The organism is Streptomyces sp. NPDC006463 (assembly GCF_042870715.1).
Lineage (GTDB): Bacteria > Actinomycetota > Actinomycetes > Streptomycetales > Streptomycetaceae > Streptomyces.
Genome location: NZ_JBIAHP010000014.1, coordinates 103,714 through 117,764, shown reverse-complemented (window position 1 = coordinate 117,764; position 14,051 = coordinate 103,714). Strand labels below are relative to the sequence as shown.

Annotated in this window: 14 protein-coding genes; 7 read left to right on the top strand and 7 right to left on the bottom strand. The window is 72.5% G+C overall.

The features are described from left to right. Nucleotides 1-56: 56 nt before the first annotated feature. Nucleotides 57-677, bottom strand: coding sequence for a response regulator transcription factor (locus ACFYOB_RS25380; RefSeq protein ID WP_328926355.1), 621 nt, complete (start codon nt 675-677; stop codon nt 57-59). Beyond that, nucleotides 674-1,837: a histidine kinase gene (locus ACFYOB_RS25375; protein WP_388563083.1), complete on the bottom strand. Its 1,164-nt coding sequence runs from the start codon at nt 1,835-1,837 to the stop codon at nt 674-676. Before ACFYOB_RS25375 ends, ACFYOB_RS25380 begins: the two co-directional genes overlap by 4 nt. Nucleotides 1,838-2,107: 270 nt before the next feature. On the opposite strand from ACFYOB_RS25375, the gene ACFYOB_RS25370 reads away from it, so the two are divergent. Beyond that, on the top strand, nt 2,108-2,656 hold the full coding sequence (locus tag ACFYOB_RS25370) for a heme-binding protein (protein WP_388563081.1): 549 nt from the start codon (nt 2,108-2,110) through the stop codon (nt 2,654-2,656). A gap of 31 nt (nt 2,657-2,687) precedes the next feature. Next, nucleotides 2,688-4,097 (top strand): M1 family metallopeptidase, encoded by a 1,410-nt coding sequence (locus ACFYOB_RS25365; protein WP_388563079.1) that lies wholly within the window; start codon nt 2,688-2,690, stop codon nt 4,095-4,097. Nucleotides 4,098-4,215: 118 nt separating this feature from the next. Here the strand turns inward: ACFYOB_RS25365 and ACFYOB_RS25360 are convergent, their stop codons facing one another. Next, nucleotides 4,216-4,791, bottom strand: a complete 576-nt coding sequence (locus tag ACFYOB_RS25360) for a TerD family protein (protein ID WP_328926351.1) — start codon at nt 4,789-4,791, stop codon at nt 4,216-4,218. Between the two features lie 155 nt (nt 4,792-4,946). On the opposite strand from ACFYOB_RS25360, the gene arfB reads away from it, so the two are divergent. Then, nucleotides 4,947-5,372 (top strand): alternative ribosome rescue aminoacyl-tRNA hydrolase ArfB, encoded by a 426-nt coding sequence (gene arfB, locus ACFYOB_RS25355; protein WP_388563077.1) that lies wholly within the window; start codon nt 4,947-4,949, stop codon nt 5,370-5,372. A gap of 18 nt (nt 5,373-5,390) precedes the next feature. Here the strand turns inward: arfB and ACFYOB_RS25350 are convergent, their stop codons facing one another. Further along, nucleotides 5,391-5,969: a flavin reductase family protein gene (locus ACFYOB_RS25350; RefSeq protein ID WP_388563075.1), complete on the bottom strand. Its 579-nt coding sequence runs from the start codon at nt 5,967-5,969 to the stop codon at nt 5,391-5,393. A 299-nt stretch (nt 5,970-6,268) separates the two neighbouring features. Here ACFYOB_RS25350 and cdgB point away from each other — a divergent pair, with 299 nt between their 5' ends. Together cdgB and ACFYOB_RS25340 are read left to right on the top strand one after the other, a co-directional pair. After that, nucleotides 6,269-8,002, top strand: a complete 1,734-nt coding sequence (gene cdgB, locus ACFYOB_RS25345; RefSeq protein ID WP_388563073.1) for a diguanylate cyclase CdgB — start codon at nt 6,269-6,271, stop codon at nt 8,000-8,002. A 68-nt stretch (nt 8,003-8,070) separates the two neighbouring features. Then, nucleotides 8,071-9,102 carry a CBM35 domain-containing protein gene (locus tag ACFYOB_RS25340; RefSeq protein ID WP_388563071.1) on the top strand — a complete coding sequence of 344 codons (1,032 nt, stop codon included), beginning with the start codon at nt 8,071-8,073 and terminating at the stop codon, nt 9,100-9,102. A 12-nt stretch (nt 9,103-9,114) separates the two neighbouring features. Here the strand turns inward: ACFYOB_RS25340 and ACFYOB_RS25335 are convergent, their stop codons facing one another. The 3 genes from ACFYOB_RS25335 to ACFYOB_RS25325 all read right to left on the bottom strand — a co-directional run bounded on the left by ACFYOB_RS25335 (nt 9,115) and on the right by ACFYOB_RS25325 (nt 12,230). Continuing rightward, the gene (locus ACFYOB_RS25335) at nt 9,115-10,035 is read right to left on the bottom strand and encodes a 1-phosphofructokinase family hexose kinase (RefSeq protein ID WP_388563069.1); all 921 of its coding nucleotides are present in this window, start codon (nt 10,033-10,035) and stop codon (nt 9,115-9,117) included. 99 nt (nt 10,036-10,134) lie between these two features. After that, nucleotides 10,135-11,298 (bottom strand): N-acetylglucosamine-6-phosphate deacetylase, encoded by a 1,164-nt coding sequence (gene nagA, locus ACFYOB_RS25330; RefSeq protein WP_388563067.1) that lies wholly within the window; start codon nt 11,296-11,298, stop codon nt 10,135-10,137. Beyond that, on the bottom strand, nt 11,298-12,230 hold the full coding sequence (locus ACFYOB_RS25325) for an ROK family protein (protein ID WP_388563236.1): 933 nt from the start codon (nt 12,228-12,230) through the stop codon (nt 11,298-11,300). Before ACFYOB_RS25325 ends, nagA begins: the two co-directional genes overlap by 1 nt. A gap of 175 nt (nt 12,231-12,405) precedes the next feature. On the opposite strand from ACFYOB_RS25325, the gene ACFYOB_RS25320 reads away from it, so the two are divergent. Then, a complete protein-coding gene (locus ACFYOB_RS25320) occupies nt 12,406-13,707 on the top strand; it encodes an extracellular solute-binding protein (protein ID WP_388563065.1) in 1,302 nt (433 codons plus the stop codon). Nucleotides 13,708-13,799: 92 nt separating this feature from the next. Further along, nucleotides 13,800-14,036 (top strand): DUF3263 domain-containing protein, encoded by a 237-nt coding sequence (locus ACFYOB_RS25315; protein WP_123079326.1) that lies wholly within the window; start codon nt 13,800-13,802, stop codon nt 14,034-14,036. The last annotated feature ends 15 nt before the right edge of the window (nt 14,037-14,051 follow it).

The window sequence follows — 14,051 nt, the reverse complement described above, 5'->3', positions numbered from 1 at the left end:
TACCCGATGGTGTCACGGGTACGGGCGTGTCCCGACCCATGGTGCCCCCCCGCCGGTCAGGGCAGCAGGCGCTGTTCCTTGGCCACCGCGACGGCGCCCGCGCGGGTGTCCACGCCGAGCTTGTCGTAGATGCGGCCCAGGTGGGTCTTGACGGTGGCCTCGCTGATGAAGAGGGCGCGGGCGATGTCGCGGTTGCCGAGGCCGCGGGCCAGCTGGCCGAGGATGTCCAGTTCGCGGTCGGTCAGGGTGGGGCGGGTGCCGCGCATGTGGGCCATGACGCGGCTGGCCACGGGCGGGGAGAGGGTGGTCCGGCCCTGGGCCGCCGAGTGGATGGCGGCGAAGAGCTCCTCGGGGCGTTCCGCCTTGAGGAGGTAACCGGTCGCGCCCGCGCCGATGGCGCGGGTGATGTCGGCGTCCGTGTCGTAGGTGGTGAGGACCAGTACGTGCGGGGGCCTGGGGAGGGCGGTGATGCGGCGGGTGGCCTCGACCCCGTCGATGCCCTCGCCGAGCTGGAGGTCCATGAGGACCACGTCGGGGCGGAGCTTGGCGGCCAGGGCGACGGCCTCCTCGCCGCTGCCCGCCTCGCCGAGGACCTCGATGTCGGGCTCGCTGCCGAGGAGGGCCAGGAGTCCGGCGCGGACCACCACGTGGTCGTCGCAGAGCAGGATCGTCGTCATCCGGTGGGCTCCAGGGGGACGGCCGCGGAGAGGACGGTGCCCTCGCCCGGCGTGGATTCGACGGTCAGGGTGCCGCCGAGCTGGCGTACGCGGGCGCGCATGGCGGGGAGGCCGTGGCCGCGGTCCCCGGCTTCGCCCCGGGTCGGTGTGAAGCCGTGGCCGTCGTCGGCGATGTCCAGGACCACCTGGTCGCCGAGGAAGCTCAGGGTGAGCGCGGCCGCCCGGGCGCCGGAGTGTTCGCGGACGTTGGCCAGCGCGCCCTGGGCTATGCGCAGCAGGGCGGACTGGACCCGGTCGGGGAGTGCGGCCGGGGTGCCTTCGAGGTGGAAGCGGACCTCGATGTCCGGGCCGGCGTCCAGGGCGCGCAGGGCGTCGGCGAGGCCGGTGCCGTCCGCGAGTTCGGCCGGGGCCAGGTCGTGGACCAGGCGGCGGGCCTCGGCGAGGCCGCGGGCGGCGATGCCGGTGGCGGTACGGACGTGCGCGCGGGCCGTGGCGGGGTCCGTGTCCCAGGTGCGGTCGGCGGCCTGGAGGAGCATCTGCTGGCTGGAGAGGTTCTGGGCGAGGGTGTCGTGGATCTCCATGGAAAGCCGCTGGCGTTCGGCGAGCGTGCCTTCACGGCGTTCGGTGGCGGCCAGCTCCCGGCGGGTGCGGATCAGGTCGTCGATCAGTGCGCGCTGGGCCTGGGTCTGGCGCTCCATGTGCACGAAGACGGCGGTGGCGAGGGCGGCGACGGCGGGCGGGGCGAGGAGGAGGTTGGGGTCGAAGGACCCGGCCAGCTTCAGCTGGGCGATCACCACGAAGCCGGTGAGGAGGGCGACTAGGACGATCGCGGCGCGCGACGGGAGCGTGCGCAGGGCGGTGAAGAAGAGCGGTACGGCGCACCAGGCGAAGCTCGGCGCGAGCACGACCAGGACCACCCAGGTGCCGACGATCAGCCCGAGCCAGAGGGTCCGCCGTGCGGTGGGGGCGGCGCCGACCGCCGGGCCGAGTACGTACAGGAGGGCCAGGGTGGTGCTGAGGGCGATGACCCACGGCGTGCGGGGTTCGCCGGGGTGGTGGAGGAGGAAACGGGCCAGCGAGGCGCCGAGGAGCAGGAAGAACGCGGTGTGCGCGACCGTGGCCAGCGTGCGGGTGTCTGGCTTGCGCGCGGGGTGACTCACCGGGGGCTCCTGGGATGGGGGCGTACGTCCATTCTCGCCCGCGGCGCCGTTGCCCGGGCTCCGTCTTGGGCGGGGCCGGACGGACCGGCGGGGCCGGTCCGTCCGGCGTGACCAGCCAATACGGTCGTGGCGGCGATGCGCATCGACCGATCGGATGACCCCCGGGTCAGCCGCTGCGGCAGCCGGTGGGAGCCGGTACGTCGACGGGGTGGCGGGGGGTCCGGGGACAGGCTTGTACCAGTCACCGCGTCACCGTCCTCAGGAGCAGAGATGAACACCCGCACCCGCGTCCTCACCGGTACCGCCCTCGTCGTCGCGCTCGGCGCCGGGACCTTCGGCGCCGTCAGCGCCAGCGCCACCCCCGCCGCTCCGGCCGCCGCCTCCGCGAAGAAGGACGAGCCGGGCGACAAGAACTTCACCACCTCGACGCACCTCACCGTCGACGCCGCCACCCGCGCCGCGCAGGCCGCGCTCCAGGCCGCCCAGAGCGAGAACCAGAAGGTGACGGTCGCGGTCGTGGACCGCAACGGCAACACCATCGTCACCCTCCGCGGCGACGGCGCGGGCCCGCAGTCCTACGAGTCGGCGCAGCGCAAGGCCTTCACCGCCGTGTCCTGGAACGCCCCGACCTCGGTGCTCGTGGGCCGCCTCGCCCAGACCCCGAACCTGAAGGACATCCCCGGCACCCTCTTCCTCGGCGGCGGCGCCCCGGTGCAGGCGGGCGGCGCCCCGGTCGCCGGTATCGGCGTGGCCGGCGCCCCGAGCGGCGACCTGGACGAGAAGTTCGCCAAGGCCGGCGTCGACGCCCTCGCCAAGTAGTCCAGGACCCCGCCAGCCTAAGATCGAGTGCGTGGAACACCGCGCTCTTCCCCGCCTCGCCGCCCTCGCCGTAGCCGCCCTGCTCGCCCTCACCACGGGGTGTAAGGGCGGCACCGTGCAGGGGCGGCCGGGTGCGTCCGGGCTGCGCGACCCGTACTTCCCCAAGGCAGGCAACGGCGGTTACCAGGTCGAGCACTACGGGCTGGACCTGGACTACGACCCCGCCGACGGCCGGCTGCACGGTACGGCGGTGATCACTGCCCGCGCCGAGCAGGGGCTCAGCTCCTTCAACCTCGACCTCAGCGGCCTGAACGTCGAGGGCGTGACCGTGCAGGGCGCCGGGGCCCGGTACAACCGGACCGGCAACGAGCTGACCGTGCGCCCGGCCGAGGACCTGGACAAGGGCGAGGTCTTCGTCACGGAGGTCGAGTACTCCGGCAGGCCGAAGGCCCACACCGACGCCGACGGTGCCGAGGAGGGGTGGATCACCACGGACGACGGCGCGGTGGGCGTCGGCGAGCCGGTGGGTTCGATGACCTGGTTCCCGGGCAACCACCACCCCAGCGACAAGGCCGCGTACGACATCACGATCACGGTGCCGCAGGGCTACGAGGCCGTGTCGAACGGCGAATTGCGCTCGCGGACCACCGACGCCGACGGGCGGACCGTGTTCGCGTGGCACAACCCGGAGCCGATGGCGAGCTATCTGGCGACGGCCGTCGTCGGCAGGTACCGGGTGGCGACCGGGCGGACCCCGTCGGGGATCGCGCTGTACAACGCGGTGGCGCCCGATGAGGCGGCGGCGAGCGGGAAGGTCCTCGCGCGGCTGCCGGAGATGGTCGAGTGGGGCGCCGGCCGGTTCGGCCCGTACCCCTTCGGTACGGCGGGGGCGGTCGTTCTGCCCAACGGGACCCTCGGCTATGCGCTGGAGACCCAGACCAAGCCCGTCTTCCCCGGCGCGACCGACGAGGAGACCCTGGTGCACGAGCTCGCCCACCAGTGGTTCGGCAACTCGGTGTCGCCGAAGTCCTGGAAGGACATGTGGCTCAACGAGGGCTTCGCGACGTACGCGGAGTGGCTGTGGGCCGAGGACCACGGCGGTACCACCGCGCAGCAGGAGTTCGACGCGTTCCTGGCCGGCGACACGGACGTCGACGAGGACGCCGGCCCCGGCTGGGACGCCTTCCCGCCGGCCGCCCCGCCCGGGCCCGAGGACATCTCCGCGAGGCCGGTGTACGCGCGCGGTGCGATGGTGCTGCACCGGATCCGCCAGGAGGTGGGCGACGAGAAGTTCTTCGCCCTGCTGCGCGGCTGGGCGGCCGACCACCGGCACGGGAACGCCAGTACGGCCGACTTCACCGCCTACGCCCAGGAGAAGACCGGGCACGACCTGAAGAAGGTCTGGGACGTGTGGCTGTACGGGAAGGACCGCCCCAAGTAGCCGTTACGGGCCATCAGCCACCTGGTCGACAACAGCGAAGCCCCCTCCCCGGAACCAACAGCGTCCCGGCCGGGAGGGGGCTTTTGCCGCGGCGGTGCCGTCCGCCGCGGGGCGGGACTCAGACGTTGACGCCGAAGTCCTGCGCGATGCCGGTGAGGCCGGAGGCGTAGCCCTGGCCGACCGCGCGGAACTTCCACTCGGCGCCGTTGCGGTAGAGCTCACCGAAGACCATCGCGGTCTCGGTCGCCGCGTCCTCGGAGAGGTCGTAGCGGGCGATCTCGGCGCCGCCGGCCTGGTTCACGACGCGGATGTACGCGTTGCGGACCTGGCCGAAGTTCTGGCTGCGGGCCTCGGCGTCGTAGATGGAGACCGGGAAGACGATCTTGTCCACGTCGGCCGGGAGGCCGGCGAGGTTGACCTTGATGGCCTCGTCGTCGCCCGCGCCCTCGCCGGTGCGGTTGTCACCGGTGTGCACGATGGTCTGGTCCGGGGTGGACTTGTTGTTGAAGAAGACGAAGTGGCCGTCGGAGACGACCTTGCCCGTCGCGTTGACGGCGATGGCCGACGCGTCGAGGTCGAAGTCGACGCCGGTGGTCGTACGGACGTCCCAGCCGAGGCCGACCGTGACGGCAGCGAGGCCCGGGGCCTCCTTCGTGAGCGAGACGTTGCCGCCCTTGGACAGGCTGACAGCCATGGGAATGTCCCTTTCCTCATCCGACATGCACCTACAGGCGGTCAAGTTACCGCTCACCCCTATAACGCCACGAGGGGCCCGGCGGGTTCCCGTGTGAAATCAGGGCGACGGAAATGAGGGTGACGGGGCGGGGGCGGGCGCGGATCATAGGGGGCATGTCTGGTCCCTATGTCATCCGCGGTTCGGTCGTGCTCCCCGAGGGCGAGCTCGCCTGGCGTTTTTCGCGGTCCTCCGGACCGGGCGGCCAGCACGTGAACACCTCGGACTCCCGCGTGGAGCTGCTCTTCGACCTGGCGGCGACGAACGCGCTGCCCGAGGTGTGGAAGGCGCGGGCGCTGGACCGGCTCGCCTCCCGCCTGGTCGACGGGGTGGTGACCGTACGGGCCTCCGAGCACCGCTCGCAGTTCCGCAACCGGGAGATGGCGCTGGTCCGGCTGGCTTCGCTGCTGGCCGAGGCGACGGCGCCGCCGCCGAAGCCGCGCCGGCCGACGAAGATCCCGCGGGGGATCAACGAGCGGCGGCTGCGGGAGAAGAAGGCGCGGGCGGAGACCAAGCGGGGCCGGACCGGTCGGGATTGGTAGCGCCGCCCCTGCGCGGGACTACTGGCCCAGGTGCCGGTAGCGGCCGCGGAAGTACGTAAGCGGCTGTCCGTCCGGGGAGGGCAGGGCGGCGGTCAGGACGCGACCGATGACCAGGGTGTGGTCGCCCGCCTCGACGCGGTTCTCCGTACGGCATTCGAGGGTGGCCAGTGCGCCGCTCAGCAGCGGGGCGCCCGACACCTCGCCGCGTACGTGGGGCAGGTCGGCGAAGAGCAGCCGGTCGCTGATCCGGCCCTTCATGGCGAAGCGGCCGGCGACCTGGAGCTGGTGATCGGCGAGGAGCGAGACCGCCCACAGCGGCTGCTCCGCGAGCAGGTCGTCCATCCGGGAGCCCTCGCGCAGGCTCACCAGCACCAGGGGCGGATCCAGGGACACGGACATGAAGGCGGTCGCCGTCATGCCGACGTCCTCGCCGCGCGGGCCGTCCGCCGTCTGCGCCGTCAGGGGGGGCTCATGCGCGGTGATCAGACACACGCCCGCCGCCAGCCGGGACATGGCCGCCCGGAACTCGTCGTTGCTCACCCCCTCAGCATGGGGGCTGGCATGGGGCGCGGTGGTCACGGGTGTCGTCTTCAGCACGATGGAACGCTAATCCCGCCCTCCCGCGCGCACATCGGGCCCTGGTCCGAGTCGCGTCCCCGCCCCTCGGCCTAGGCCCCGGCGTATCGTTTGCTCACGGAAATCAGAGGGAGCGCTCCCCGTGGTGACGGCCAGCAGCACGCCATTATTCATCCCATGTGACTTGAGTCACAGAGGGCAAGATTTGTTGACCCTGTGTACCTGCCGCACAGCTCACTGTGATTCAGTGGACGGGACACCGCAACGAAACGCCGATGACAAACCTGGAGTTGCTGTCGAGGTCTCGGGGAGAGCGAGCAATGGAGACCGAGTCGGAGCCGTACGTCCGTCTTGCGACCCTGCGGCAGCTGCACCGGGTGGTGGCCGAGCTCAATACGGCCAGGAGCCTGGCGGACACTCTGCAGACCGTCGTGGACGGCATCGTCGTGGGCCTCGGCTACGAGCTCGCCTGTGTCAACCTCGTACGCCCCGACGGTGATCTGGTCGTCGCCGCCTTCGCCGGTGACCCCGCCGCGGAGGCCCTCATCACCGGCCGCGTCGGCTCACGCGGTTCCTGGGAACGCCGTCTGACGATGGGTGAGAACTGGGACGGCCTCCGCTTCATCCCGCACACCGAGGGCTGGGTGCTCATGGAGGACGACGTCCCCCAGTGGCACACGGAGGGCCCCGAGCCGCGCTTCGAGGACGAGTGGCACCCCGAGGACCGGCTCTATGCGCCGATGTATGCGTCCGGCGGGGAACTTCTGGGTGTCATTTCGGTGGACAGACCGCGCAACGGCCGCCGGCCCGGCGCCTGGGGCCGCGAGGCGCTCCAGATGTACGCCTTCCAGGCGGCGATTGCGATCAGCAATGCGCGGCTCCGCGCGAACATGCAGCGCGCCCTGGTCCGGCTGGAGCGCGAGCAGCAGGCACTGCGGGCCAGTGAAGAGTCGTTCCGCCAGGCCTTCGAGTACGCGCCCAGCGGCATGGCCATCGCCGAGATGGGCGGGGACCAGCACGGCCGGCTGCTGCGGACCAACGACGCGCTGTGCCGGCTGCTGGGCCGCCCGGCGTCGGTCCTGCGCCGCTACTCCTTCTCCGACCTGGTGCACCCCGAGGACATCGGCACCCTGCTGCGGACCTCTGCCGAGGGCGGCCGCGCCGAGCTGCGCCTGGGCCGGCGCGACGGCACGTACGTATGGGTCTCCCTGCGCAACTCGGTCGTCGCCGACGCCGCCGACGGCCCGCGGTTCCTGCTCACGCACGTCGAGGACATCGAGGAGCGCAAGCGGCACGAGCTCCAGCTCGCCCACCGCGCCAGCCACGACTCGCTGACCGGCCTGCCCAACGGCGCCGAGCTGCGGTCCCGGCTCGGCGCGCGGCTGTGCCGCAGGCCCCAGTCGGTGCGGGCCACCGCCGTGGAGGCCCTGGACGCGGCCTACGAGGGGCGCGGGGCGCACGCAGGGCACAGCGACGGCTACGAGGTACGGGGCGAGGCGGGTGGTGCCGGTGAGCACCGCTTTCAGGCCGACGGCCCCGACCGGTTCACGGGGTCCGAGCCCTTGGAGTACGCCGGGACGCTGCCCGCCCAGGCGGACGGCCCGTACGACCACCACGTGCACACCGTGGCGCCGACGACGGACATCGACGACGGGACGAAGGGGCTCGCGGTGCTCTTCTGCGACCTCGACGGCTTCAAGTCGATCAACGACCGGTTCGGGCACCACACGGGTGACGCGGTCCTGATCGAGGTGGCCCGACGGCTCACGACGGGCGTCAGGGACGGTGACACCGTCGCTCGGCTGGGTGGTGACGAATTCGTCGTCCTCGCCGACGGGCTGGGCGCGGCGGACGCCGCCGATCTCGCCGTCCGGCTGCGCAACGCGATCATCCCGCCGATCCGGGTCGACGGCCGTGCGGTGCGTGTCGGAGCCAGTTTCGGCATCGGCTGGGCCAGCTGCGGCATGTCGGCGGACGAGGTGCTGCGCTCGGCCGATCAGCGGATGTACATCGAGAAGAGGTCCCGCTCCAAGGCGCACCGCCGGGCCGGCTGAGGCGATCGGGCGCCCGTGGGCGCACCTGTTCGGGGTAGGCTCCCGGGGGTCGAAAGGAGTGACCTGCGATGACGACGCCCGCGAACAACGGCCCGCACGGTGGGGCGAACAAGCCCGAGGATGACGATCCGTTCGGCTATCTCTACGCGGACGGCCAGGAGGCCGGAGCCGCCCCGCCCACGTCGGGCGGTGGATACGGCTACCCGGGGCCCGCGGCAGGCGGTCCTTCCGGCGCGCAGCCCGGTGTTCCCCGTACCTCCCACCACCAGGTGCGGACGGTCGGCGAGCGCAGGAACGCCGGCGCCCAGCGCGGCCAGGTGCCCGCGCAGCAGCCGCCCTACCAGGCGCAGTACCAGGCCCCTGAGGCGCTCCAGGCGGGCGGCTACGGCGTTCCGCCGCAGCAGCAGTCCCCGCAGCACCAGACGCAGACGATCTCGCCCTCCGGCGGCCACGGTGGCCACGGCGGCGGTGGCGCCTCCAGCCGCAAGGGCCTGCTCATCGCGGCCGTCGCGGTGGTCGGCGCGGTCGTGATCGGCATCGGCGCGGCCGTCGCCTTCGGCGACAAGGACAAGGACAAGGACAAGAAGGGCGACAACGCGGGCGGCAACCAGCAGTCGGCCGCCCCGCAGAACCCCTCGTCCCCGGCCCCGAGCGATTCCCCGCAGCCGACGGAGGCGGAGCTGCCGAAGGCCGACTTCTCCGGCGCGGGCATGTCCCTCACGGGCGGTGCGCTGCTGCAGAACACGGTGCCGGGCGCCAAGAGTTCGGGCGGCCAGTACGTGGGCGGCCTGAACCAGCTCGGTGCGGCGGCCACATGGACGCTGGAAGTCCCCAAGGCGGGCCAGTACAAGCTGAAGATGACCTACGGGGTGCCGGGCAAGGACGCCAACACCACGCTGACCATCAACGGCGAGGTTCAGACCCGGCCGATCAACATGAAGAACTTCTCGAAGGCCGCCGAGGGCGACTGGGCCAAGGGCTGGACCAACACGTACTCGCTCGTGCAGCTCAAGCAGGGCTCGAACACGATCAGGATCTCGTGCGAGGCCGGCAACCAGTGCGACGTGAACCTCGACCAGCTCTGGCTCGAAAAGGGGTGAGGCGGTGAGGCCCTAGCCGGCCGCCGTCACCTTCACCGACCCCCGTACCTCCTCGTAGGTGCGGGGGTCGAACTCTCCCGCCGCCGGGGCGTGGACCGTGGCCGCCGAGAGGGCGACCGCGCGGGCGAGGCGCTCGGGCCAGTCCAGGCCCTCCGTCAGGCCCGACAGCAGGCCCGCCACCGCGGAGTCGCCGGCCCCGGTGGGGTTGCCGGTCAGGGCGCGCGGCGGGGCGGCCTGCCAGGTGCCCTCGGGGGTGGCCGCCAGCAGTCCGGCCGGGCCGAGCGAGGTGATCACCGCGTGGGCGCCCCTGCGGCGGGCGTCGCGGGTGGCGGGGAGCGGTTCGCGCGATCCGGTCAGCTCGGCCAGCTCGGCGGCGTTCGGCTTGATCATCTCGGGGCGGGCGGCGACCCCGCGGCGCAGGGCCTCGCCGCTGGTGTCCAGGAGGACCGGGATCCCGGCCGCGCGGGCGGCCCGTACGAGCACCGCGTACGCGCCCACCGGCACGCCGGGCGGCAGGCTCCCGCACAGGGCCACGGCGCGGGCTGCGGCCAGCAGGGCCTCGTAACGGGCCAGGAAGCCCGCCCACTCCGCGGGCGTGATCAGCGGGCCCGGCTCGTTGAACTGCGTGGTGTCGCCGGAGGCGTCGTCGGCCACGGCCAGCGTGCGGCGCGTGGTGCCCGAGCAGGGGACCAGGGCGTCCACCACGCCCGGGGACTGCGCGAGCAGCTCCCGTACGACATCACCGACCGGGCCGCCCGCGAAACCGGTGGCCGTCACCTCGTGGCCGAGGGCGGCCAGGACGCGGGCCACGTTGATCCCCTTGCCGCCGGGGCGCTCGGAGACCGCGGCGACCCGGTGCGAGGCGTGCGGGAGCAGCCGCGGCACGCGGTAGGTCACGTCGAGCGCGGTGTTGAGCGTCACGGTCAGGATCATGGGCACCCCCGGGTCTGTTGCTGCCGGGATCATGCCAAAGAGAAGGCGGTCGGCCCAGTCCTGGGGGCGACCGCCTTCCTCCGTACAGCCGGTTGGCCGTCAGGAACCGTCCCCGGGGGCCGGGCTGACGATCCATTCGCCGCGCCGCATGACGCCCTTGAGGTCGAACCCGGCGTCCAGGACGACCAGGTCCGCGTACTTGCCGGGCTCCAGCGAGCCGATCTCGTCGTACAGGCCGAGCAGTTTGGCCGGGTTGGCGGAGATCGCCTGGACCACGGACTCCACCGGCAGCTCGTCCAGGGTGACCGAGCGCTTGAAGGCGGTGTCCAGGGTCAGGGTCGAACCGGCGATGGAGCCGCCCTCGACGAGGCGGGCCACGCCCTCCTTGACCTCGACCTCCAGCGGGCCGAGGTGGTAGGTCCCGTCGCCGAAGCCGGCCGCGTCCATCGCGTCGGTGATCAGCGCGACCCGGTGCGCGCCCGCGTGGTGGAACGCCAGCTCCAGCATGGCGGGGTGCAGGTGCGTGCCGTCGTTGATCAGCTCGACGGTGACCCGCTCGTCCTCCAGCAGCGCCGCGATCGGGCCGGGGGCGCGGTGCGCGAGGCCGGGCATCGCGTTGAAGAGGTGGGTGGCCACGGTCGCGCCCGCGTCGATGGCCTGGCGCGTCTGGTCGTACGTGGAGTCCGTGTGGCCGACCGCGGCGATGACCCCGTGCTCGGCCAGCAGCCGTACGGAGTCCAGGCCGCCCGGCAGTTCGGTCGCGAGCGTGAACATCCGGGCGGCGCCGTGCGCGGCGTCGACGAGCTTGCGGACCTCGGCCGGGTCGGGGTCGCGCAGCAGCTCCTCCTTGTGCGCGCCCTTGCGGCAGGCGTTGATGAACGGCCCCTCGAAGTGGATGCCCGCGATCTCGCCCTGCTGGGTCAGTTCGGCCAGCAGCCCGGCCCGCCTGGCCAGTTCGTCCAGGTCCCCGGTGACGGTGGAGGCGACCAGGGTGGTGGTCCCGTGCTCGCGGTGGGTGCGGACGCCCGTCAGGACCTCCTCGGCGGTGCCGGAGGTGAACGAGGCGCCGCCGCCGCCGTGGTTGTGCATGTCGACGAAGCCGGGGACGATCCAGTGCCCGGACAGGTCCACGACCCGCACGTCCTCCCGGGCACTGCCGGCGATGCGGTCGCCGTCGACGATGACCCGTCCGCCCGCCACGGTTCCGGTGGGCAGCACGACCCTGGCGCCGGAGAGAACAGTGCTGTGCGCGCTTCCGGACATCAGGCAGGTACCTCCGTGGCGAGTAGGTCCCAGGCGAGCAGCCCTGCGCCCAGGCATCCGGCGGTGTCCCCGAGGGCCGCCGGGACGATGTGGGGGAGCCGCTGGAACGTCACGCGCTCCTCCACGGCCGTCCGTAGTGGTGTGAACAAGGTTTCCCCGGCCTCGGCGAGCCCGCCACCGATGATCAGAGTGCTCGGGTCCAGCAGGGTGATGGCGGTGACCAGCCCGTCGGCGAGGGCGCCGACGGCGGCCAGCCACACCTCCCGGGCGCGCGCGTCGCCGGATTCGACGGCCTTGGCGCAGTCCGCGGCGTCGGCGTCGGGGTCGCCGGAGGCGGCCGCCCAGGCGCGGCTGACGGCGGAGGCGGAGGCGAGCGTCTCCAGGCAGCCGTGCTGGCCGCAGCCGCAGGCGGGGCCGCCGGGGCGGACCACGATGTGGCCGATCTCGCCCGCGTAGCCGTGCGCGCCGGCCTCGATGCGGCCGCCGATGCCGATGGCTCCGGCGATGCCGGTGCCCAGCGGCACGAACAGGAAGCGGTCGGCGCCGCGACCCGCGCCGATGCGGCCTTCGGCGAGTCCGCCCGTGCGCACGTCGTGGCCGAGGGCGACCGGGATGCCGCCGAGGCGCCGGCCGAGCAGCTCGCGCATCGGTACGTCGCGCCAGCCCAGGTTCGCCGCGTAGACGGCGATCCCGTTCTCGGCGTCGACGATGCCGGGGACGGCGACCCCGGCGGCCGAGGCGGGCCGTGCGAACTGCTCCCGGCCGATGTCGAGGAGCTCGGCGGCGAAGTCCTGGATCGTCTCGACGACGGCGTCGGGGCCCCGCTCGCGGCCGGTGGCGCGGCGCGCCTCGTGCAGCAGGGTGCCGTCGGCGGCGACCAGGGCGGCCTTCATCCCGGTGCCGCCCACATCGAGGGCGATGACGTGTTTCACGGGTTTCACAGGTGACAGTCTCGCGTGCTCGACGGGGAAAGGTCTAGTCCATTGGATGGGATTGTTGAGCGGCCATACAAATTCGGGACCCGGTCCGGATCCGGATGTGAACGAGCCGCCAAAGTGGTGTAGACCTTACGTGGATCGTACGTACAACTAGGGGTGGACGAGAACTGTGAAGCGCCGATACCTGAGCCTGGCCGCGTCCGGCGCCGCACTGAGCCTGACGGCGGTGACGCTGACGGGCTGCGGAGCTCTCGGTGGACTCACCGGGGACAACGAGGTGACCCTGCGGGTCGTGGCGGCCGAGTACGGGGACAATCCGCAGAACTCGTCCGCGACGTACTGGAAGACGCTCGCCGACGGCTTCGAGAAGGCCAACCCGGGCATCAAGGTCGAGGTCAGCGTCTACTCCTGGTCGGAGGTCGACGCCAAGGTCGCCGCGATGGTCAAGGCCGGCAAGGCCCCCGACATCGCGCAGATCGGCGCCTACGCCGACTACGCGGAGGCGGGCAAGCTGTACACGGCGGACGAGCTGCTCTCGGTCAAGACCGAGGCCGACTTCCTCGGGCCGCTCGCCGACGCGGGCAAGGTCAAGCGGATCCAGTACGGCCTGCCCTTCGTGGCCAGCACCCGGCTGCTCTTCTACAACGAGAAGCTCCTCACCGACGCCGGGGTCATCGCCAAGGACGCCAAGAACGGCTGGCAGCCCAAGAGCTGGGCGGAGCTGGAGGCGGCCGCGAAGAAGCTCAAGGGCGCCGGCGTCCAGACCCCCTTCGCGCTGCCGCTGGGCCGCGAGGAGGCGCAGGCCGAGACGATGATGTGGATGCTCGCGGGCGGCGGCGGCTACACCGACAACGAGGAGCAGTACTCCATCGACTCCGCGGAGAACGTCAAGGCCCTGGAGTTCCTGCGGGACAAGATGGTCGGACAGGGGCTGACCGGGCCGGGCGAGCCCGGCAAGACGAACCGGCAGGACGCCTTCGACGCCTTCACGCGCGGCGAGGTCGGCATGCTCAACGGCCACCCCACGCTGATCAAGCAGGCGGCCGGGAAGGGCGTCAAGTTCGGCATGGTGACCATGCCGACCATCGACGGATCCGATCGCTCGGCGATGGGCGTCGCGGACTGGGTGATGGCCTTCAAGAACGGCCACCCGAAGGAGTCCGGCAAGTTCCTGGACCACCTGTACGAGGCGAAGAACGTGACCGCCTTCACCAACATGTACGACCTGCTCCCGGTCACCACCACCGGCTACCGGGCGGTGCAGGCCGGCAAGGGCGGCGCGGCGCCGCAGCTGAAGACCTTCCTGGAGGCGCTGCCGAGCTCGCGGCTCTACCCGGTCGGCAAGAAGTCCTGGGCGGGCGTCAGCGAGGACATCAAGCAGAACATCGGCAAGTCCGTCCAGCCGGGCGGGCAGCCGGCGCAGGTGCTGGAGGAGATCGCCGGGTCGGCGCGGGCGGCCGACCCGCGCTGACGCGGGGCGGGCCGCGGTGGTGCCGCGGCGGCGGTGGCCGCGGCGGCCCGGGCGGTCGGGCCCGTGTCGGTGGGCGGCGTTAATCTGGCCGTATGACGGACGAGGGGCAGCTGACGGCCACGGAGGCCGCGGTGCTCGCGTACGAGGGGCGCACGTGGCCCGGGCCCGGGGCCAAGGAGCGCGCGATACGGGAGGGGCTGGGGATGGCCCCGGTCCGCTACTACCAGCTGCTCAACGCGCTGATGGACGACCCCCGTGCGCTGGCACACGCCCCGGGCACGGTGAACCGCCTGCGCCGGATCCGCGAGGCCCAGCGGGCCAGGCGATAGCCGTCACGCGGCTGG

Coding starts and splice junctions, on each gene's coding strand:
- arfB (WP_388563077.1), top strand. CDS start 4,947: ATGTCTGGTCCCTATGTCATCCGCGGTTCGGTCGTGCTCCCCGAGGGC.
- ACFYOB_RS25335 (WP_388563069.1), bottom strand. CDS start 10,035: ATGATCCTGACCGTGACGCTCAACACCGCGCTCGACGTGACCTACCGC.
- ACFYOB_RS25370 (WP_388563081.1), top strand. CDS start 2,108: ATGAACACCCGCACCCGCGTCCTCACCGGTACCGCCCTCGTCGTCGCG.
- ACFYOB_RS25360 (WP_328926351.1), bottom strand. CDS start 4,791: ATGGCTGTCAGCCTGTCCAAGGGCGGCAACGTCTCGCTCACGAAGGAG.
- nagA (WP_388563067.1), bottom strand. CDS start 11,298: ATGTCCGGAAGCGCGCACAGCACTGTTCTCTCCGGCGCCAGGGTCGTG.
- ACFYOB_RS25315 (WP_123079326.1), top strand. CDS start 13,800: ATGACGGACGAGGGGCAGCTGACGGCCACGGAGGCCGCGGTGCTCGCG.
- ACFYOB_RS25380 (WP_328926355.1), bottom strand. CDS start 677: ATGACGACGATCCTGCTCTGCGACGACCACGTGGTGGTCCGCGCCGGA.
- ACFYOB_RS25340 (WP_388563071.1), top strand. CDS start 8,071: ATGACGACGCCCGCGAACAACGGCCCGCACGGTGGGGCGAACAAGCCC.
- cdgB (WP_388563073.1), top strand. CDS start 6,269: ATGGAGACCGAGTCGGAGCCGTACGTCCGTCTTGCGACCCTGCGGCAG.